At 66.9% G+C, this 17,851-nt stretch carries 19 protein-coding genes and 1 pseudogene; 6 read left to right on the top strand and 14 right to left on the bottom strand.

Translation table 11 applies throughout. The annotated features are described in order from the left end of the window. Positions 1–171: 171 nt before the first annotated feature. The 5 genes and pseudogenes from FB390_RS10930 to FB390_RS10945 form a co-directional block, all read right to left on the bottom strand. Positions 172–732: a hypothetical protein gene (locus FB390_RS10930; RefSeq protein WP_141808854.1), complete on the bottom strand. Its 561-nt coding sequence runs from the start codon at positions 730–732 to the stop codon at positions 172–174. Between the two features lie 250 nt (positions 733–982). After that, a complete protein-coding gene (locus FB390_RS10935) occupies positions 983–1,411 on the bottom strand; it encodes a hypothetical protein (protein WP_141808855.1) in 429 nt (142 codons plus the stop codon). Positions 1,412–1,473: 62 nt separating this feature from the next. Continuing rightward, a pseudogene (locus FB390_RS34735) lies at positions 1,474–1,815 on the bottom strand (DUF397 domain-containing protein); the annotation flags it as partial. A gap of 132 nt (positions 1,816–1,947) precedes the next feature. Then, positions 1,948–2,088, bottom strand: a complete 141-nt coding sequence (locus FB390_RS33470) for a hypothetical protein (RefSeq protein ID WP_185756994.1) — start codon at positions 2,086–2,088, stop codon at positions 1,948–1,950. Between the two features lie 1,199 nt (positions 2,089–3,287). Continuing rightward, on the bottom strand, positions 3,288–3,629 hold the full coding sequence (locus FB390_RS10945) for a fascin domain-containing protein (protein ID WP_141808856.1): 342 nt from the start codon (positions 3,627–3,629) through the stop codon (positions 3,288–3,290). A 366-nt stretch (positions 3,630–3,995) separates the two neighbouring features. Between FB390_RS10945 and FB390_RS10950 the strand changes: the two genes are divergently transcribed. Both FB390_RS10950 and FB390_RS10955 read left to right on the top strand, forming a co-directional pair. Continuing rightward, positions 3,996–5,261: a serine hydrolase domain-containing protein gene (locus FB390_RS10950; protein ID WP_246123957.1), complete on the top strand. Its 1,266-nt coding sequence runs from the start codon at positions 3,996–3,998 to the stop codon at positions 5,259–5,261. A 139-nt stretch (positions 5,262–5,400) separates the two neighbouring features. Next, positions 5,401–6,135 (top strand): DsbA family oxidoreductase, encoded by a 735-nt coding sequence (locus FB390_RS10955; protein WP_246123958.1) that lies wholly within the window; start codon positions 5,401–5,403, stop codon positions 6,133–6,135. 15 nt (positions 6,136–6,150) lie between these two features. On the opposite strand, the gene FB390_RS10960 is transcribed toward FB390_RS10955, so the two are convergent. From FB390_RS10960 to FB390_RS10975, 4 genes are all read right to left on the bottom strand, one after another. Beyond that, positions 6,151–7,188: an esterase-like activity of phytase family protein gene (locus FB390_RS10960; protein ID WP_185756995.1), complete on the bottom strand. Its 1,038-nt coding sequence runs from the start codon at positions 7,186–7,188 to the stop codon at positions 6,151–6,153. Between the two features lie 323 nt (positions 7,189–7,511). Next, positions 7,512–8,735: an MFS transporter gene (locus tag FB390_RS10965; RefSeq protein ID WP_141808859.1), complete on the bottom strand. Its 1,224-nt coding sequence runs from the start codon at positions 8,733–8,735 to the stop codon at positions 7,512–7,514. Continuing rightward, entirely contained in the window at positions 8,735–9,376 is a 642-nt protein-coding gene (locus tag FB390_RS10970) for a GntR family transcriptional regulator (RefSeq protein ID WP_141808860.1), read from the bottom strand. The genes FB390_RS10965 and FB390_RS10970 overlap by 1 nt, the downstream gene beginning before the upstream one ends. Before the next feature lie 48 nt (positions 9,377–9,424). Beyond that, complete coding sequence (locus FB390_RS10975) at positions 9,425–9,655, bottom strand: DUF6480 family protein (protein ID WP_141808861.1); 231 nt, start codon at positions 9,653–9,655, stop codon at positions 9,425–9,427. 349 nt (positions 9,656–10,004) lie between these two features. Here FB390_RS10975 and FB390_RS10980 point away from each other — a divergent pair, with 349 nt between their 5' ends. Next, a complete protein-coding gene (locus FB390_RS10980) occupies positions 10,005–10,472 on the top strand; it encodes a hypothetical protein (protein WP_141808862.1) in 468 nt (155 codons plus the stop codon). A 124-nt stretch (positions 10,473–10,596) separates the two neighbouring features. After that, positions 10,597–10,911, top strand: coding sequence for a hypothetical protein (locus tag FB390_RS10985; RefSeq protein WP_141808863.1), 315 nt, complete (start codon positions 10,597–10,599; stop codon positions 10,909–10,911). An 82-nt stretch (positions 10,912–10,993) separates the two neighbouring features. On the opposite strand, the gene FB390_RS10990 is transcribed toward FB390_RS10985, so the two are convergent. The 4 genes from FB390_RS10990 to FB390_RS11005 all read right to left on the bottom strand — a co-directional run bounded on the left by FB390_RS10990 (position 10,994) and on the right by FB390_RS11005 (position 13,851). After that, positions 10,994–11,527 carry a hypothetical protein gene (locus tag FB390_RS10990; RefSeq protein ID WP_141808864.1) on the bottom strand — a complete coding sequence of 178 codons (534 nt, stop codon included), beginning with the start codon at positions 11,525–11,527 and terminating at the stop codon, positions 10,994–10,996. A 214-nt stretch (positions 11,528–11,741) separates the two neighbouring features. After that, positions 11,742–12,359, bottom strand: a complete 618-nt coding sequence (locus FB390_RS10995; protein WP_141808865.1) for a DUF305 domain-containing protein — start codon at positions 12,357–12,359, stop codon at positions 11,742–11,744. An 82-nt stretch (positions 12,360–12,441) separates the two neighbouring features. Then, positions 12,442–13,155 (bottom strand): hypothetical protein, encoded by a 714-nt coding sequence (locus FB390_RS11000; RefSeq protein WP_141808866.1) that lies wholly within the window; start codon positions 13,153–13,155, stop codon positions 12,442–12,444. Between the two features lie 120 nt (positions 13,156–13,275). Further along, complete coding sequence (locus tag FB390_RS11005; RefSeq protein ID WP_141808867.1) at positions 13,276–13,851, bottom strand: AMIN-like domain-containing (lipo)protein; 576 nt, start codon at positions 13,849–13,851, stop codon at positions 13,276–13,278. A gap of 455 nt (positions 13,852–14,306) precedes the next feature. Here FB390_RS11005 and FB390_RS11010 point away from each other — a divergent pair, with 455 nt between their 5' ends. After that, positions 14,307–15,458, top strand: a complete 1,152-nt coding sequence (locus FB390_RS11010) for a class I SAM-dependent methyltransferase (RefSeq protein ID WP_141808868.1) — start codon at positions 14,307–14,309, stop codon at positions 15,456–15,458. A gap of 127 nt (positions 15,459–15,585) precedes the next feature. Next, positions 15,586–16,452 (top strand): Bax inhibitor-1/YccA family protein, encoded by an 867-nt coding sequence (locus tag FB390_RS11015; protein WP_141808869.1) that lies wholly within the window; start codon positions 15,586–15,588, stop codon positions 16,450–16,452. Positions 16,453–16,627: 175 nt separating this feature from the next. Here FB390_RS11015 and FB390_RS11020 read toward each other — a convergent pair whose 3' ends face one another. After that, positions 16,628–17,848 carry an acetyl-CoA C-acetyltransferase gene (locus FB390_RS11020; protein ID WP_141808870.1) on the bottom strand — a complete coding sequence of 407 codons (1,221 nt, stop codon included), beginning with the start codon at positions 17,846–17,848 and terminating at the stop codon, positions 16,628–16,630. Positions 17,849–17,851: the final 3 nt, after the last annotated feature.

A 17,851-nucleotide genomic window follows, 5' to 3' on the forward strand; every position in this document is an offset into this window, starting at 1 on the left:
CTGACGGGCTCCGAGCATTGGCCGCCGTGGCCGTTCGACGACTGTATCGGCCATCGGTAGCCGGATCCGCGCTACTGCTGCCAACGCTGACTACCGGTTGTCACAGCGTGAAGGCACGCAACGTCCCGCCCGTCAGTGAGTAGGGCGAGACGTTCGTCGTGGAAGCTTACGTCAAATCGGGCCGAAAACCCCTGCAAGGCCGAGCACGAACAGCACGGTTCCCAAGACGATCGCGATCAAATGCGGAAGCATGACATGTGTGGAAAACCATGGCTGCAACATCGAGCGACCGGACGACGGATCGTTCCATGGTTCGGGCACCGCTGGGTCAGCCTTGTTCTCGCCTCGGCGGATCCGGGGTTCCGCTGTCCACCAAGCCCAGTCGATGAGCGGCGAGGAGGCGCGACCGCCGCTTGGCATCTCGACTGCGAACAGGGTGTAAGAAATGACCTCGATGTCCCGCATGCGTGGGTAGTAGTGGAGTTGGTGCACCTTGTTGACAGCTTCAAGCAGCCAGAAGGCGACGCCGCTCGCCGCCGCAACGAGAAATAGGCCGTAGTGGTTCTGCTGGAACCCAAGACCCAGGCTGGCCAGGCTTAGCGTGACGCCCCAGCCTTTGATGGTGAGCAGTCTCTGATCAAACCCGCTCACAATGTCGATGATCTGCGCGTACTCGGCTCTGAGATCGTCGTGCAGGCGAGCGAGATCAGGAGACTCGGCAGATCCATCCATATGGCGACCCCTTCCCTCGGTAACCGATCAAGCGCCAGCCCCGCCCTTGCCGGCCTCGCTCACTGCTCAGAAGGGTAGCGGCGTTCGTCTGCGTGGCGCCGCGCCGGGCTGCGCCACGTCCGGTGCTGCGGCGCGGCGCCGGACGTGACGGTAGATTCGAGCGCCGAGACTGCGGGAGAAGCAAGCCGGTTCTGGGTCGCTGCACCTTTCCCAGATGGGTGGTTTACCAATGAATGCCACTCTGCTGGCCTCAATTTTCGTCGCTAGCATCGAGCTCAGCCTCGACGCCCTCCTTGAGCTCCTTCACGCCCTCGCCCACGCCGATCGCGGCTAGCAGACTGCCGAGGAGCACGTCGATCCATTTGATCCAGCGCTTGAGTGGTCGCAGGGAAGGAGTGCTGCGCGCTGTTTCACGAGCGTCACTCCAACCTGCACGCTTGAACGCCAGTTCCGGACCGGAGAGGCCCGCTTCGTCGAGTCTTTGGTCGTAGTCCCTGCTTTGCACTGCAGCGATCAAACGACCGATCTCCTCGCGCTGCTGCACTGCACGCCAAGCCGGCCAGAGACTTTCAACGAGAGTGCCCGGCATATACCGACCGCTCGAGTCGAAGATGAAGGACAAGTCCTCAGTTATTGAATTCAGGAATTGAATTAGAAACTCACGGTCTTCGGAGTTCATAGGCCGAGGATACTATGCGTCATATACGCCAGTGAGATCTTCGGCCGGGCGTCACAACTGATTTACCAGGCGTAACTCAACCCCACCCTTCCTTTGTAGGCGGCAACGGCAAAGATCATTCGCCAACCGGCCAGAGGAGGCAGCGGAATCTCAGAATCATGGCGGAACCGCCACGCCGCCGTCATGCGTTTGAGATTCCGCCATGAGTTCTGAGAACCTACACGATCGCGGCGAGCGATTCGGGGCCGATTGAACTCGCCGTTGTGCACGCCGCTGAGGAACGCGTCCCACTCGTCGCGTGTGAAGGTGAGCGTGGGTCCGGATTGGTCCTTGCTGTCACGAACACCGACCATGCCTCCGGAGAGAAACGCGATCTCGACACAGTTTCCGCCGTTGTTGCTGGCGGATGCCTTGCGCCCTGAGCGCCTTCCTCAAGTCGCGCCACACGAATTCATAGGCAGCAACCACAACCCGAGCGGGGTCGCGCCACACCTCTGCTGGGTCAAGCTCGTCGAGACCGTCGATCACAGGCAGCACTAGGTTACTGTCGACGAGTGCCGGGGGATCGCCGGGTCGATCGCGCGCAGCGCGGAATAGTACTTGCCGAGCCGGAAGGCCAGCCAGTCCTGCATCCGCGGAAAGGCGGCGGTGTCCCAATTGTTCGCGGTCAACAGCACCGGAATAGGATCCTCTGGTAACCGGACATCGAGCAGCCGCGGAAGCAGTTGCACCGCCAGGGTGGTCTTGCCCGAGCCGGGTCACCAGAGTCACGAGCCGTCGACGCGATAGCGCGAGGAAACGCTCGGTCAGCCCGGCGATCTGGTGCTTGCGCTCATCAAAGCCGGGTGGGCCGGTGAAGATGTGGTGGGGGTGGTCGGCCACGTCGTGGGCGGTAAGTGTCCACGCCACCGGCATCGGATCCGGATCGGCTAGCCCCCGAATCTTCGCTTCCTCCTCCCACTGCACCCGCACCAACTCGGCCAGACTCTCGACTGCATACTCGCGGTGCTGCACCCGACGCACCGCCGCCGAAGCTGGACGTCGGGACAGAAAAACGGCCAACGCAGACATCAGCACGGAGCAAACGCCGGTGACTGCACTTAATTCATAGGCCCGAAGCATGACGCCGCCAAGTGCGAGGACAACGCCCGCGGCAATGACGACGACCATGACATGCTGCGTGAATCACACGGCCCTCTCCCGGCGATGGCTATCCGACCGGTTAGCTGGAAACCGCTGGAGTCACTTGCCAGCACCAAGGTCGCCCTCATCGCAGATTCACGCAGCATCAGGAGCGGAGCCGTAGTGACGGTACCCGTTAACGCTGCCACAGTTCCGAACGACCACGTGCTCATGGCGATAATCCTGTCTCAAGCACCTACCGCTGGAAGGGATGTTGCTTCGCGTCGCGGGGCGTGCCCGCAAAGTCGCTTCCTATCCGAGTCCGGCTTAAGTCAGCCGCGCAGCAAGCATCTGGGTTGACCCACCGCAAGCTCCTCGCCTATCGCGCCTCCTGTTTGAACGAGCCACCGCTGGAGGCCGATTCACCGATTCCCACGAAGATCGCAGACTTCGAATACGTGCACTTCACCGGTCGTCTCGTCATCTGCATGTCAGAGTGCTTACGGAGATTGGCAATGACAGACCTGCGATGCCATGGGTGCTACTCGGGTCGAGGTTGCGGCCACTGAACCCGGCCCGTCGCTTGTGCGACTCGTGTCTGGATCACGAGTGGTCGGGCGCCATCGGCACGTCACGGACGATGTGCTTCTGGCTGGAGCCGTCCTGGGGGCGCCGCAGATCCGCAGGTAGGACTCCTGCGCTAATACGTTTTCTCGCGTCCGCGTTTTGCTCACTTTGCCCTCCCGGTGGCCGCTCAATCCTCGCCGTCTGCTTGCAGCTGCGAAGGAGCTTCCTTCGGTGAAACCGGCGGGGCGGAGACCGGTGCACCCAGCCCGATGGAGTCCAGCGCATCGTGCAGGTGACCACGAAGCCGCTCCTTCGCGTCGGCGACCGCCTGGTTGTAGGCGAGCTGAGCCGCCGCACCACCGGCCGCCCCAGCCCGGTGGTATCCGCCCCACCACTCGACCATCTTGTAGCCGCCACCCGATGGGTCTACCCGTACCACCCAGTAGACCTTTCCGTGCTTTCTCACGGTCCAGTACGTGCCGTCTGCCGTGTAGTTCCGATAGCCGCTGGGTCGTGGTTTCGCTGTCATACGAACATTTTCAAGCAATCCGGTTGCAGCGCTGGGTGATTCGAACCGCCTGTTCGATCGGCGCAGCTGAATCCAGATGCTGTTGCCATGCGGTGGTGAGGGTGTCGAAGTATGGCAGAAGTCGTGGGGCTGCCGTCGTTCGTAGCTCGGCCACATGGGTTTCTACAACTATGCGGCTTCGGAATGGGGCCGAGGGGTGCCCAAGGAAGTTTGGCCCAGGGAATTCGGGGCGTTGAGCAGGGGTGTTTTCGCGTAACGGGGTTCGGTGGCCGCCGATGTCACAACCGGATCTCGGGGAGCGAAAGGCGGGTCATGCGGATTTCCCTGAAAAGTGTTGTGGCGCTGGGTATCACATTTGGAATATGGATGGTAGCCGGTGGTTTCGGTGGCACGGCCAGTGCGGAGCCGGGCGGGTTGAAATACTGCGCGGTGAGTCAGGGGCGGCAGTTTCAGACGGCGACTCCCGAGGAGGTCGGGCTCGACTCGGTGGCGCTCGGCAGCGCGATCGCGGCGGCCGCCTCGCCGAATCGCCTGAACTTCAAGGTGTTTCGGAACAATTGCCTGATCGCCTCGGGGCCGCAGAACGGGCGGACGGGTGCGGTGCCGTGGAATCTGTGGAGTGCGACCAAGAGCGTGGTCTCGCTGGTCACGGGCATCGCCGTGGATGAAGGGCTGCTGCGGCTCGACGACCCCATCGACAACTACCTGCCGCCCGGCCTCGGCGATGCGGACCATCGGGCGATTCTCGTCCGGAATCTGCTGACCGAGTCCTCGGGCATCGATGTCGCGGTGGTGTCGGAGGGGGTGACCGGGCTGGTGGAACTCGATCCCAACGTGGTCGCCCAGGCCTTGGCGATGCCGATCGAGTATCCGCAGGGTACGACGTGGCAGTACAGCCAGCGGGCCGTCGATCTCATCGCCTACGTGGTGCAGCGGGCGGTCGGCGAGGATTTCCAAGCCTACGCGCAGCGTAAACTCTTCGACCCGTTGGGTATTCGGTCCAGTGACTATTACTGGGCGCGGGATCGAAGCGGAAACACCTACGGCTACGCGCATTTGGTGATGGCGCCCGACGATTTCGCGAAACTCGGTCTGCTGGTCGCCGGTCGCGGAAACTGGGGAAGTACTCGGATCGTCTCGGAGGATTACCTGGCGAAGGCTTCGGTGCCTTCACCGTCGCACGAGTGCTACGGCTTCTTGTTCGTGGTCAACGGCCCCGGCTGCGCCCCGGAATTCCCCGCTCTGCCGACCGACGCGGTGAAGATGAGCGGCATGATGCGCCAGGACAACTACATCGTCCCGAGCCTGAACTTGCTGGTCAGCTGGACCGGCTTGACCATGCCCGGCGAGGTCGGCTTCGCGTACGACGTGCTGCGCGCTGTCGCGGGCGCGTTCCGGGAACCGCCGCTGCCGGACCCCGGGCCGTTCGTCCCGCTGCCCGACGTCAGTATCACCGACCCGATGATGACCAACCCGGACGCCACTCTCGCCGCACTCGGACTGGGTCCCTACGCCTATCCGGGCTGCGACCCGATCACCTGCCTGGGCAAGCCGCTGCCGCCGCCGTTCGCCGATTGGCCCGTCGGCTGCTTCATCGTCGGCTGCTTCACCAACACGCCCGGTCGGCGTTAGGACGTCGAGCGAGCACGGACGCGGTCGCAGAAGGTGAGTCGAGGCACTCCGACCCAGGTGAGCCGGTCTCGCGTGACCACCGGCACCAGGCGACTGGGGAACACCCCCGATTGCCGCGGCGTTGCTCCCAACCGGGGCGATGACGAAAGCGAGGACGACCGTGCGGGTCGAGATCTGGACCGATATCAACTGCCCGTTCTGCTACCTGGGCAAGGCGCGGTTCGAGCGGGCGCTGGCGGAGTTTCCGCAGCGTGACGAGGTCGAGGTGGTGCACCGCTCGTTCGAGCTGGACCCGACTCTGCCTGCGGGCGAGACCGGTCCCGTCGTCGCGAAGATCGCGCGGAAGTACGGCATCAGCGAGGCGCAGGCCGCCGCTAACGAACGCGGCATCGGCGCGCAAGCCGCGGAGCTGGGCCTGCCGTATCTGACCGAGGGCCGCGACTACGGCAACTCCTTCGACATGCACCGTCTCCTGCACTTCGCGCTGGCCAAGGGCCGCCAGGACGAGCTGCTCGACGCCCTCTATCATGCCAACTTCGCCGAAGCGGCGTCCCTGTTCGGCGATGCCGAGCGGCTGGTCCGGATCGCCGTCGCGACGGGCTTCGACGAAGCCGAGGTGCGCGGCGTGCTCGACGACCCGACCGCCTACGCCGACGCCGTCCGCGCCGACGAACGTGAGGCGGCTCGGCTCGGCGCCACCGGCGTGCCGTTCTTCGTGTTCGACAACAGGTACGGAGTGTCGGGCGCGCAACCGTCGGCGGTCTTCACGCAGGCGCTGGAGCGCGCGTGGGCCGATCGCGAACCGGCGTTGCAGATCGTGGGCGACGCCGACGCGTGCGGTCCCGAGGGATGCGCGGTGCCGGATCGCCACTGACAGCGTCGGCCGGACTCAGTCCATCCCGCCGACCGCCAGCAGGTGGAACGCCGTGCTTCCGGCGAGCCCGAAGTTGTTGTCCGACACCACGATGAGCGACCGCTGACCCCCGCGCAGCGTCGGTCCCCAGGTCATCCCCTCGGCGCATTGCGGATCGATACCGTTGGCACGGAAATCGAAGAGCAGGGTCTTGGTCATCGGCCGTGCCGTGGGCGGGGCCGCATGCGCGCCGGTCACCGAATCCGCTCCTGCCGTGGAGGTTTCGTAGATCCGAGCGGTGAAGCCCAAGCCGGGCACATTGCTGCGTTCCAGCGTCAGGTAGCGGTCCGCGGAAATCGAAAGGATCTCGGCGACACCGGTCGCGACCGGCATCCCGCCCGGCGCGACCTTGTCGACCGGATAGACGAACTCGCCGAGATTCTCGCCTGTCGTCCGATGCACACGGACCAGGCGCGACCTGCTTTCCGCCTCGGTCGACGCGGCGGCGCCGTCCTGCACCAGCGCGTTCTCGCTGAGCGCGACGACCGAGGAACTTCCCTGCGCCAGGTCCATGCTCTCGAAACCGAGGTTGTCCCGGATACCCGCGGTCTGCCGGTCGCTTTCGAGTCTCGGTGTGAACGCCTCGGGAACCGGAAGATCGCGGACGTATCGGCCGTCGAGATCCGCTTCGCGGACGAAACCCGCTCTGCCGACCTTGGCTTCGCCTTCGCTGGTGTAGATCATGCCCTTGTGGTTCGGCGTCCAGCGCACGGATTCGGGATCCACCGTCCGTGCCGCGTAGGGCGAGCCGTTGGTATCGGAGAGCGTGATGAGCTTCTCGAATTCCGGTGTGCCGAGCTGTCCGTCGTCGTCGATCGGCAGCCGCAGCGTGTAAGCCCGGACGGGACCGGCTTCGCCGCGATTGTCGCTGATCGCCAGATATGCCTTGCGGCCCTGCGAATAGTCGATGCCGGACAGGCCGCCGACCCGCTGTCCCGCGAATTCGAAATCATCGGGGAGGGTCGACATGCCGAGGTGCCGGACGGTGATCGGCGAGTCCTGCGCGTGTCCCATAACGCCGGGTACTCCGCACGTCGCCGCACCGCCGAGCGTTATCGCAGCCAGTACCGTGGTTATCCGCGTGACGTTCATCGCCGAGGACTCCTTCATCCGCCGCGCCCGGCACCCGCCGGGACCGGAGTCCATTCACCAGCGCTCGCCTGCGACACGCCATCGACCGTCCCACCCAGCGGACGTCGAAGCGCCCCGAGTCCGGCGCCGAGCCGCATTACTCCCGCTATGGCCCCGGCCACAGCGTGTGAGTTCGGGTGGCTACCGAGCGCGTTCGATGCACGGCGCCCAACTAGCCGTACGGGCCCCGAACCGCATCACCGTGATCAGCTGTCGCGGTAGTTACGCAATACCAGCACCAAGCACCCCGCCGCCGCCACCGCGAGCCCGGCGTACATCGAGGGATAACTCCAGCCCACCGTCTGATGCAGGAACGACAACCCCGCGGGCACACCGAATCCCAGGTAACTCACCGAGTAGAACACCGCGGTAAGCCCCGCGAGATCATCGGGCCAGGCAATGCGCTCGATCTCCTGCAACCCGGCGACGAGTCCGATCCCGTACCCCGCACCGAGAACGGCGGCGGTCGTGATGGTCGCGCCGAGGGTGAGCGAACCGGAAGCCCATGTCGCGGAGAGCATTCCGCAAGTGACCAACGAAAGTCCGACCGCTGCGGCGCGCGTGGTGCCGGGGCGATCGATGCGCCGAGCCACCGACTGGATGGCGAACCCGCACCCCAGCGTGATGACGGTGATCAACGCCGAGAACGCGATGGGCGCGCCACTCACATGCGGCAGCATCAAGGTCGGCATCACCGCGTAAGCCGTTGCCGCCGAGGTGAACAACCACAGCGCGGCGGGCAGGGCGATGCGGAGGAAGCGACGGTGACCCGCGGCGGGGATCTTCAGATCGTCGATGAGCCGCTTCGAATCGAGCTGAGTCAGAACAGTTTCCGGCGAACGCGACATCCAGGCGGCGGCGAAAACGCACAACGCGGCATTGATCAGGTAGGTGAGCGAGTCGGGCAGCGGCCCCCACTGCGCGAGCGCCCCTGCCACACCCGCGCCGACGGCGAACCCACCGGTCAAGCTCATCGCCGACCGTCGCGCACCGGTTCCCGCGGGCAGCACCGGCCCGTGCGGCGGCTGCGAAAGTTCCTTGAGCCAGCTGCTGCCCACCGCCATCGCCAGTCCCAGCGCGATGCCGCACAGCACCCGGCCCGCAGCGAGCGCGGGCACCGAGTCGGAGCCGAATGCCAGCAGCAGGGATCCGGCGGCCGCGATCAGCGGCGCGGGCAGCATGAGGCGGCGGCGGCCGTAGCGGTCGGAAAGCGGGCCGCCGATCAGCAGCGCCGGGACGATGCCGAGGACGTAGTAGAAGAGCAGCAGGTCCACCGTCGTCAGCGGAAGGCCGTGGCTCTTGTACATGACCAGCAGCGGCGTGAACTCGTTGCCGCCCCAGGCGATGGCGAACACGGCGGCGGCGACGCCCCACCACCGTCTGGTTCCGGTGCGGGCTTCGGCGGGACGTAGGGCGGTGAGGGTCGTCATCACAGGCCCCGTAGTTCCAGCTGGTGCACACCGGCGAGGTGTTCGACCAGCGCCGTGGCGAAACCGTCGACGTCACCGCCGGTGAGCAGTTCCGCGAGGCGGGCGTGCTGGTCGATGATCCGGTCGATGTCGAGCGGGCCGCGGCGCAAGGCGACGCTGTTCATCCGGCGCTGCCGCTCCCGCAGCGAGTCGTAGAAGTCGGTCAGCAGCGGGTTGCCCGCCGCCGCGACGTAGGTGCGGTGGAAGTCGGTGTCCTCGACGGCGAAGGCGTCCAGATCCCGGCCCGCGGCAAGCGTGCGCTGCCGGTCCAGCGAAGCACGCAAAGACGCCGCAACGGCACCGGGGCCGGTTGCCGCCAGCGTGCGAACGGCCGCGGTCTCGACGACGTACCTGGCGTGCGCGACGTGCGCGGCTTCGTCGGGCGGTATCGGCACAACCAGCGCACCGCGTTTGGGGTAGAGCCGCATCCACCCTTCGGTCTCCAGCCGGAGAAACGCCTCCCGCACGGGCGTGCGCGAGGTGCCGAGCGCGGCGGCGATCTCGCCCTCGCTGATCAGCTCGCCACCGGGCAGCGCACCCGAGAGGATGCGCTCTTTCACCTCGCGATAGGCGTGCTCAGCCGATGAGTACGTCTTAGACACAAGTTGTATCTTAGGGAAGCACACACCTGGCTAACCGGCCGCCCCAGGTCAGATCAGCGACACGATTATCCCGATAGCGACCACGGCGAAGAGGACGACCAAGGCGATCGTGATCGCCATCGCGGCCACACCCGTTCCGGGGAACCGGTGCCTGGTGCGCGGTTCCGGTGCGGAGAGGCCGGAGGTCTGTGCCGTTTCGGGCGGGGTCGAGCCGGGTGCGACGCCGCCGCCGGATTCCAGATCGGGGGTGCGCGCGGGATCGGGGTCCATTGCCGACATGGGAATCACTTCCCGTCGTTGCCGGGGGTTTCCGGCGACTCGGGTCGCCGTCCGGACATCTTGCGATAAAGGACCACCGCGCCGACGAGCACGGCGATCCCGATGATCACCAGTAGCTCCATGTCCGCCGGTTACCCGCGATCGCTTCCGCCAATCACGTCGCCGGACGTTGTGGGATCTCCAAGGCGGCGCGCACCGCGCTGGTGATTTCCCCAGCGATCGCCGAACGCGTTGCCGGGGCCCGACCCGCGCGGCGAACATCGAAAGGGATCGCGGCGTGGCGGGTCGATGTCGCCGCCTCGCGATCGATTCCACAAGCCTGCCGACCCCTGGAAGGTGGATGGCGACGATGACATTGCGGCAGACCTTCGTGACCTATCGGGAGATGTACCGATTCCCCGTCGCGATCATGGGCACCCAGGTGGTCCTGCGGGTGGGCGTTGTGGGCGTCGTGACGATGCCCGAGCCGTTGGGCGCGCGCCTACAGACATTGCTACAGCCCGCGCAGCACGCCGGGCCCGTGTTCGTCGACCCGGACACCGGCCGGTGGGTCTTCCTCGTCGCGGGCATCCCCACCGGCGAGCCTGCGCATCGGCCCTTGCTCTCCGAGGCCGACGTGCGGATCGCGGAATGGGGTGAACAGGTCGCGCTGCCGCTGCTCAGCGAATCCAGCCGGACGACATCGGACGAGCGCCGCTGGCTGTGGCCGCCGGGCTACGAGCTGCCGCAGCCCGGTCCGTTCCGCAACGAATTGATCGGTGCGCTACCGAGATTCGGCCACCACGGTGATCTGCGCGGTCGCGCGTTGGCCGGTTGAGCGACCGGCATTCGTGACGGCGATCACCTCGGCTGAAGTGGTTGTCCCGCGCACTGTTTCGGCGGGACGAAGCGGGGCACCCAGCCCCCGACACTATCGATCCGCTGAACGAGGTGGTCGCATCATGGCATCCGACGGAGCGTGGGAGATTCCCCCGCTCGACGACGCACCGGATATCGCCCGCAAGGCCGGAACGCAACCCGGGGAGACGCCGGCCGACGCCAGGAACGGGGCCGGTCTCGTGCTGGTCGGGATCGGGTTGTTCGCCATGATCCTCACCGTCGCCATCGCCGCCTTCGGCGCGGAGGGATGGGCGCTGTTCGCGGCCGTCGTCGCGGGCGCCGCATTGCTGGCGGGTACGGGCTTGCTCTTGTTCGAGCGGTGGAATCGGCTTGCGCGACAACAACGTTCGAGGGACGAGCAGCCCGCGGCGTGGTGAGGGTCGTTTCGTCCGCTCCAGTCGCTTTCGCCAGGCGCCGATCGATGCACGGTCGCCGGAACGGATCAGTCGGCTCGACGGATCAGTGGGCTCGGCAGACTTCGCGCGCGGCGTTCTTGGTCTCGTTGAACTGGTCGATGGCGTCGTTGAGCGTGTCGACATCGACGCGGCGTTCGAGCAGATCGGCGAGGTTGTTCGTGTCGTCGCGGTAGGAGCGCAGGCTGCTCGCGACGTCCGGGGGGACGTCCCTGGTCAGCTTCTGATCCACGTTGCGCGCGTTGGTGCGCAACGTGTTGACGGCGTCGTTGGCCTTGGCGTCGGCGTCGGGTGCGTTGTTGTTGCTGGCGTCGATGTAGGCGTTGAACGAGTCCACCGAGCTCTCGTTCGCGGCGGCGAAGGCGTCGCAGGCCGCCCCTGCCGCGCGTTCGACGGCGGCGGCCCGCGACGAGGACGCGGCGGCCGAGGAAGCGGCGACTTCGGAGGCGTACGCGGCCAATTCGGTCTGGTTGACCTGGGGGTTGCCGGTGACCTGTGTCGAGCAGGCGCCGATGAGCATGATGCCGGTCGCGGTCGCCGCCGCAGCGGCGGCCAGGCCCGCGCGTTCCAGTCGTCGCATGTGTCCGTTCGCCTTTCCCCTCGGAGCGTCCAGCCGCGGAGGAGACCGGACCTTACGACGTTACTGTGCGCGACCGGTCCAGTCAGCTCCGCGTGCCGATATCGATGGTCAACCGATATCGCAGGGGCGAGACCGGTCCGATCGGTTCGGATCGAACGCGGTTCACCGGTCCGCATCGCGCCCGGATCAGGCGCGATGCGGACCGGTCGCCCGGTCAGTTCTGGTCGAGCATGGCGCGCATGGTGGTGATCTCCGCTTCCTGAGCGGCGATCACCGTGCGGGCCAGCGCCTGTGCGTCGGGATTGACGCCGTCGGCCAGTTCGGTCTTCGCCATGTCGATCGCGCCGGTGTGGTGTTCGATCATCATCTCCAGCCACATCTCGTCGAACGCGGGGCCGGAAGCGGCCTGCAGCGCGGTCATCTGCTCGGCCGACATCATCCCCGGCATGCCGTGGCCCTCGTGGCCGCCGCCCGCGGTCGGCGCGGGCTTGCCGAAGCTCTGCAGCAGGGCGCTGATCTGCTCCATCTCGGGCGCCTGCGCCTTCTCGACCTCCGCGGCCAAGGCGCGCAACTGCGGGTTCTCGGTGTGGCTCGGCACCAGCTTCGCCATCTCGACCGCCTGGGCGTGGTGCGGGTACATCATCTGCAGGAAGGTCACGTCGGCGTTGTTGAAATCGGTCCGCGCGGCGGAGGTGGCCGCCGCGGTGGTGGTCGACGACGTGCCGTGGTCCATGCCGGACATCGAGTCGGAATCGTCGCCACATCCGGCGGCGAACAGCAGGACGCCCGAGGCGACGGCGGCGATCGTGATGCGGGTACGGGTGATGAACATGGTTGAACTCCTTGGGAATTGCACGGTTAAGAGGGCAGGACGGAACCACGGCCGTGGGTTGATCACGGACGTGGTGGACCTGTCAGATCCGCAGAATCGACAATTCGGCCAGGGACAACACGGTCCAAGGCGGTGGACGTTCACGTCTGGGCCGCCGGTGCCGCGGCTTCGGACCAGCCTCGAGGTGATCGCCCGCGATCCGGTACAGCACAACGAGCAAGACCGCCATGGCGAGCGCGGTCAGGATGAAGACGCAGGCATGCGGGCCGGCGTGGCCGTCGCCGCACTCGGCGCACCCGGGTCGAGCGGAGGTGCCCGCCGACGATTCGCGGTGGGCAACCGTGTGATCGGCCCGATCGGCCGAGCCGGGACGGTGATCGGAGATCCGCGCGGCCTGTTCGGTCGTCGTCGCGCTGCCTGAGCTCATCGCCTGATTGATGGCATTGGTCGCGGCCGACGCGTTGTGCGGTGCCAGGCCGCCGTCCGTCGCGTGGTCCGGAGTTGGCGGGATGTCCGCGACCTGGGTTGCGATGGGGGAGGCCGGGTCTCCTGCGACGGCTGCGGCTTGATGGGCCACGATGGCGGCAACCTGGTGGGCCGGGCTGGAGACACCGGGTTGGGCTGCGGCAGATGCGACCGCAGGTGCTCTATCCGCCGCGGCGGTCGAGTGGTGTGTGGCGACGGCGGGGGTGGTGAAGATGCCGACGTGCATGGCCGCGATTCCCGCTATCAGCGCGACCATGCCCAGCAGCCGGGTGAACCCGGATGCGTGCTGGGAAGCGTGCGGCGCGGTCACGTGGAACAGGGTAGCTGGTGGCGGGCGCGGTTACCTATACCCCCTGTGTGTATAGGTGAGTCTCCGCTGTTCGACGTGGCCGCTATGCAGGGTGTCGACAGCTTTCGACGGTGCGGCGATTCAGAGTGTGGCGATGTCGATCACCAGGCGGGTCGGGTTGGACAGCGTGGTGACCGAGAAGGCGGGGCGGTCGGCGTTGACGCCGATGAAGGACTGGGTGGTGCCCTCGAAGACGGTGGTGCGGTAGACGCCCGCGATGCCCGGCGCGCTCGGGTCGGTGGCGGGATCGGGTCCGGAGTAGGGGGTGACGCCGCTGTCGAAGGGATAGGCGGAGCCGGTGATCTGGACTTCGAGCACGGACTGTCCGGCCACCTCGATGGCATTGCCGCTGCCGTCCTGGACCGCCCGATCGGTGTACTGCACGATCCAGCCCGGGGTTCCGGTGCCACCGAGGTCGTAGACGACGCGGTCGAAGCCGGAATGGTGGCCGATGCGCAGGTCGGTGACGGTGAGCGCGGCGTCGCCGGACGGGGTGCCGCGCTTGGGCCCCGCGTCGCCCGGCGGCTGGACGGGCGCCTCGACGAGTGAGCCCGTCGTCGTCGGCGGAGCCGAGGTGGCCGAGACCGATTCGCCGTCGTCGCAGCCCGCGATCAGGGCCGCCGCGACCGCGACCGCCCACACCATCCTGTTGCGCATGAGGCTGATGTTACTCAGCGGCTTCCCATGAGCGGAGGACAATCGCGGACCCGGCGTGTGCCCGCTGCGTGTCGCGCGGATGGCGTGTTCGGACGGCGGGCGCTCGGTGGTCGGTCGGTCCGCTCGCCGGGAAGGTTCGGGGGTTGCACTCTGAAGTAACGGCTTTCCCATTCGAGTCCTTTCTCCGAAGGCTGGGACGTCCGGCTCGCCGCCCGACCGTCGTCGGAATTCGAGATGCCTACGCCCGAAACCAAATCGGCAGCCGATCCCGCGCCCAGGCCCATGGACAGGCAAGGCGCCGCCGCGACATCGCAGCCCGAGTCACTCCCCGAACCTGCGCGAGTTCGCTTGCGGCACAGGGCCTCAGATCGAACCACCGGCTGCGGTGAGCCACCGAAACCCGCATTTGCCGGGCCGGGCGCGACTATTCGGCAACGATCTAGCACACTTGACGTGTGGACGATGTCGAGGACGTGTTTGGCCGACTGCGGCGGTATCCGGATGTGGAGGCGCTGAACCTCTATGCCGTCGATGCCGCCGACCGGTTGATCCTCGACGCGGCCGCGGACGCGATCGAGACAGCCGGTAGCGGAAAGGTAGCCGTTATCGGTGACAACTACGGCGCGCTGACGCTCGGCGCGATCGCCCGGCACGACCTGCGCGAGGTCCGCGTGCACCAGGACCTGCTCACCGGCGAGCTGGCGCTGGCCAACAACGCCCGCGCGCTCGGCCTTGCCGACCGCTACACCGCGCACGCGCTCACCGAGGAACTGCTGAGCGGCGTCGAAGTGGTGTTGCTCCGGCTGCCCCGGGTCTTGGCGGGTCTGGCGGAAGTGGCCGACGCGATCGCGCGGTACGCCGACCCGGGGGTGAGCGTGATCGCGGGCGGGCGTGACAAGTATCTGACCAAGTCGATGAACGACATACTCGCCGAGTCCTTTTCGACGGTCCTCGCCAGCCGGGGCAGGCAGAAGTCGCGCACGCTCTTGGTCGAAGGTCCGAAACCCGTTGGCGACCCGCGGTTTCCGGTGCGCGAATGTCTCGACGAGGTGGGCATCGAAGTCGTCGCCCACGGCGCGGCGTTCTCGGGTCCGCGCCTGGACATCGGGACCAGATTCCTGTTGCAGCACCTGAAGTGGATGAAGCCGGACGCCCGCGACGCCATCGACCTCGGCTGCGGCACCGGCATTCTGGCGGTGGCGCTGGCCAAGGCGCGCCCGGCGCTGCGGGTGGTCGGCACGGACCAATCGGCCGCCGCGGTGGCCTCGGCGCGGGCGACGGCGTCGGCCAACGACGTCGCCGACCGGGTGACGGTGGTGCGCGACGACGCGATGTCCACGGCCGCCGACAACAGCGCCGATCTCGTGCTGTGCAATCCGCCGTTCCACGTCGGCGCGGCGGTGCACACCGGCTCGGCCATCAAGATGTTCGCCGAAACCGGTCGCGTGCTTCGCCCGGGTGGCGAACTGTGGACGGTGTACAACACCCATCTCAACTATCGCGGTGTGGTCGAGCGGATGGTCGGGCGCACCGAGGTGATCGGCCGCAACCGGAAGTTCACGGTGACACGGTCGGTGCGTGGCTTGCACGACGTCCGGCAACGGTAGAGTCCGAATTGTCCGCCTCGGCGAACGTCTCGGGAACTCGACGCGAGGGCCGAACGTTGGACCAGGCAGTTGGATATCGAGCGCCAGCTCGGCAGACAGCGGCAACGACTCCAGAAAGGCACTCACGGTGCGCACCACAAGCAATCCGGTCTTCAAGAATTTGCCCAAGCAAGAGGGCGGCGGCTACGCCAACTTCGGTTCGGGCGTAGCGGGTGCCGGGCAGTTCGGACAGCAGTTCGGTAACCAGTACCCGAACCAGTACGGCCAGTACCCGCAGCCGTATCAGCAGGCCCCGCCCACCCACCGGGCCATGACCATCGACGACGTGGTGACCAAGACCGGCATCACGCTGGGCGTGCTCGCCCTTTCGGCGATCATCGCCTACGGCCTCACCGCGGCGAACAACGGACTGGCGCCGCTGTTCGTCATCGTCGGCGGCCTGGTCGGCCTGGTGCTCGTCCTGATCGCCAGCTTCGCCAACAAGATGGACAACCCGGCGCTCGTGCTGGGCTACGCGGTCGCGGAAGGCCTGTTCCTCGGCGCCCTGTCCTTCATGTTCACCGACATCTCGTTCGGTGGCGTCGGCGGCAGCGCCCTGATCGGACAGGCGGTGCTCGGCACCTTCGGCGTGTTCGCGGGCATGCTCGTGGTCTACAAGACGGGCGCCATCCGCGTGACGCCGCGCTTCACCCGCATGATCATCGGCGCCACCATCGGCGTGGTCGTGCTGATGCTCGGCAACCTGATCGCCAGCTTCTTCACCGACGGCGGCTTCGGCCTGCGCGACGGCGGCGCGCTCGCCATCGTGTTCAGCCTGGTCTGCATCGCGATCGCCGCGTTCAGCTTCCTGCTCGACTTCGACGCCGCCGATCAGCTGATCCGCGCGCAGGCGCCGGAGAAGGCGGCCTGGGGCGTGGCGCTCGGCCTGACCGTCACCCTGGTCTGGCTCTACGTCGAGATCCTGCGACTGCTGAGCTACTTCCAGAACGACTAGTGACGGCCGCGGGAATGTCGTTCGCCTGACAACCGCGGTCCGAAATACCGAACAGGGGCGGCCACCGGTAAACCGGTGGCCGCCCTCGTTGTCGGCGCGCGTGGGTCGTTCCTGTCCGAACAACAGAGCGGCCCCCGATCCGTCAGGACCGGGGGCCGCTCGGCGGAATGGACTATCAGCTCAGGCGCTCGATGACCATCGCCATGCCCTGGCCGCCACCGACGCACATGGTCTCCACACCGAACTGCTTGTCGTAGGTCTGGAGGTTGTTGATGAGCGTGGTGGTGATGCGGGCGCCGGTCATGCCGAACGGGTGGCCGAGGGCGATGGCGCCACCGGAGACGTTCAGCTTGTCCTCGTCGATCTTCAGCTCGCGAGCCGAACCGAGCACCTGCACGGCGAAGGCCTCGTTGATCTCGAACAGGTCGATGTCGTCGACCGTCTTGCCCGCCAGCGCCAGCGCGCGCTTGACGGCCTCGATCGGGCCGAGGCCCATGATCTCCGGCGACAGGCCCGAGACGCCGGTGGACACGATGCGCGCCAGCGGGGTCAGGCCGAGTTCCTTGGCCTTGGTGTCGCTCATGATGACCAGCGCCGCGGCGCCGTCGTTGAGCGGACAACAGTTACCGGCGGTGATGGTGCCGTCGGGACGGAAGACCGGCTTCAGCTGCGAGACGGCCTCGTAGGTGACGCCGGCGCGCGGGCCGTCGTCGGTCGAGACCACGGTGCCGTCCGGCAGGGTGATCGGGGTGATCTCGCGCTCGAAGAAGCCGTTCTTGATGGCCTCCTCCGCACGGTTCTGCGAGCGCACGCCCCAGCGGTCCTGGTCCTCACGGCTGATGCCGGTGAAGGTGGCGACGTTCTCGGCGGTCTGGCCCATCGCGATGTAGGCGTCCGGGATCAGGCCGTCCTCGCGCGGGTCGTGCCAGATGCCCGCGCCGCCCTGAGCGGTCTGCGCGGTCCGGGCCTGCGCCTCGTCGAACAGCGGGTTCTGGGTGTTCGGCCAGCTGTCGGCCGAGCCGTTGACGTAGCGCGAGACGGTCTCGACGCCCGCGGAGATGAACACGTCGCCCTCGCCCGCCTTGATGGCGTGGAAGGCCATCCGGGTGGACTGCAGCGAGGAGGCGCAGTAGCGGTGCACGGTGGTGCCGGGAATCGTGTCGTAGCCCAGCTGCACCGCGACGATGCGAGCGATGTTGAAGCCCTGCTCACCGCCCGGGGAGCCGCAGCCGAGGATCAGGTCGTCGACCTGGGTCGGGTCGAGCGCAGGAACCTTGTCGAGCGCCGCGCGCACGATCTGGGTGGTCAGGTCGTCGGGCCGCATGTCGACCAGCGAACCCTTGCGGGCCCGGCCGATGGGGGAGCGGGCGGTCGAAACGATAACTGCCTCTGGCATGAG

This window comes from Nocardia bhagyanarayanae, from assembly GCF_006716565.1.
Classification (GTDB): Bacteria; Actinomycetota; Actinomycetes; order Mycobacteriales; family Mycobacteriaceae; genus Nocardia; species Nocardia bhagyanarayanae.

Excerpts from the sequence above, each read along its gene's own strand:
- FB390_RS10955 (WP_246123958.1), top strand. The coding sequence starts at position 5,401 with ATGACGAAAGCGAGGACGACCGTGCGGGTCGAGATCTGGACCGATATC.
- FB390_RS11005 (WP_141808867.1), bottom strand. The coding sequence starts at position 13,851 with ATGCGCAACAGGATGGTGTGGGCGGTCGCGGTCGCGGCGGCCCTGATC.
- FB390_RS10930 (WP_141808854.1), bottom strand. The coding sequence starts at position 732 with ATGGATGGATCTGCCGAGTCTCCTGATCTCGCTCGCCTGCACGACGAT.
- FB390_RS10975 (WP_141808861.1), bottom strand. The coding sequence starts at position 9,655 with ATGTCGGCAATGGACCCCGATCCCGCGCGCACCCCCGATCTGGAATCC.
- FB390_RS10950 (WP_246123957.1), top strand. The coding sequence starts at position 3,996 with ATGGTAGCCGGTGGTTTCGGTGGCACGGCCAGTGCGGAGCCGGGCGGG.
- FB390_RS10985 (WP_141808863.1), top strand. The coding sequence starts at position 10,597 with ATGGCATCCGACGGAGCGTGGGAGATTCCCCCGCTCGACGACGCACCG.
- FB390_RS11020 (WP_141808870.1), bottom strand. The coding sequence starts at position 17,848 with ATGCCAGAGGCAGTTATCGTTTCGACCGCCCGCTCCCCCATCGGCCGG.
- FB390_RS10935 (WP_141808855.1), bottom strand. The coding sequence starts at position 1,411 with ATGAACTCCGAAGACCGTGAGTTTCTAATTCAATTCCTGAATTCAATA.
- FB390_RS10980 (WP_141808862.1), top strand. The coding sequence starts at position 10,005 with ATGACATTGCGGCAGACCTTCGTGACCTATCGGGAGATGTACCGATTC.
- FB390_RS10990 (WP_141808864.1), bottom strand. The coding sequence starts at position 11,527 with ATGCGACGACTGGAACGCGCGGGCCTGGCCGCCGCTGCGGCGGCGACC.
- FB390_RS10945 (WP_141808856.1), bottom strand. The coding sequence starts at position 3,629 with ATGACAGCGAAACCACGACCCAGCGGCTATCGGAACTACACGGCAGAC.
- FB390_RS10995 (WP_141808865.1), bottom strand. The coding sequence starts at position 12,359 with ATGTTCATCACCCGTACCCGCATCACGATCGCCGCCGTCGCCTCGGGC.
- FB390_RS10965 (WP_141808859.1), bottom strand. The coding sequence starts at position 8,735 with ATGACGACCCTCACCGCCCTACGTCCCGCCGAAGCCCGCACCGGAACC.
- FB390_RS10960 (WP_185756995.1), bottom strand. The coding sequence starts at position 7,188 with ATGGGACACGCGCAGGACTCGCCGATCACCGTCCGGCACCTCGGCATG.